This is a genomic window from Mesorhizobium sp. M7A.F.Ca.CA.002.09.1.1 (genome assembly GCF_003998555.1).
In the GTDB taxonomy this organism is placed as follows: Bacteria; Pseudomonadota; Alphaproteobacteria; order Rhizobiales; family Rhizobiaceae; genus Mesorhizobium; species Mesorhizobium ciceri.
On the sequence record NZ_RZRR01001397.1, the window covers coordinates 1 to 850 of the forward strand.

Consider the following 850-nt stretch of genomic DNA (forward strand, 5'->3'; position numbering starts at 1 on the left):
GTCCCGGCATGATCAAGGTCGAGGTCGGCGCGCTGCCGGCCGCCGAGATCGGCCAGGTCGTGGTCAAGCTGAAGACATCAGGCTATCAGGTCGGTTTCCAGGCCGAGGACATCTGGGCCTTCGTGTGAAGGAAGATAGAGCAGACGACCCCCTCCATTGCTACAAAGACGTGGCCTAGTCCTCTCTGAACGCACGACTGATCTGATCGGAAAGCGGCTTCACGAAATATGAAAACGCAGACCGTTCGTGGGTCTTGATAAAGGCCTCAACGGGCATTCCCGGAAGAACAATGAGTCCGTCTAGCCGCGCCAGTTCTTCGGGCGCTACCACGAAGCGCACCTGATAGTAGGAAGATCCTGAGCGCTCGTTAGTCGTCAGGTCAGCTGCAATACGGACAACCGTCCCATTGAGTTCTGGCGTGGTACGCTGATTGAATGCCGAGAGGCGTAGCACTGCCTTCTGCCCAAGCTCAATCTGGTCGATGTCGCGCGGTGCGATCTGGGCATCCAGCGCGAGCCCGCCGCTATCGGGAACGATCGACATAATCACATCCCCTGGCGAAATGACGCCGCCGACAGTGTGAAATGCCAGTTGGTGCACGATGCCAGCCTGTGGAGCGATGATGTCGATTCGCTTGAGTTGATCCTCGGCCGCGATCTTTCGCTCGATATATTCTCCGATCTGACCTTGCACTTCACGAAGTTCGGCGCTCACTTCAGTTTTCAGGTCGGAGTCGATCTGCAGGATCTGCAGTCTAGCTTCCGATATTCGGCCTGCTGCTTGAGCCTGGCCGGCCATCGCCTCGCCTCGATCACCGCCGAGGGTCGCCGCCTCTCGCTCCAGGTCCTGT

At 58.4% G+C, this 850-nt stretch carries 1 protein-coding gene and 1 pseudogene; one reads left to right on the forward strand and one right to left on the reverse strand.

The features are described from left to right. Window positions 1-128, forward strand: a pseudogene (locus EN994_RS36930) (FkbM family methyltransferase); the annotation flags it as partial. A 46-nt stretch (window positions 129-174) separates the two neighbouring features. On the opposite strand, the gene EN994_RS33510 reads toward EN994_RS36930, so the two are convergent. Beyond that, window positions 175-850 (reverse strand): HlyD family type I secretion periplasmic adaptor subunit (locus tag EN994_RS33510; RefSeq protein ID WP_127308258.1); only part of this gene is annotated, 676 nt, incomplete at its 5' end.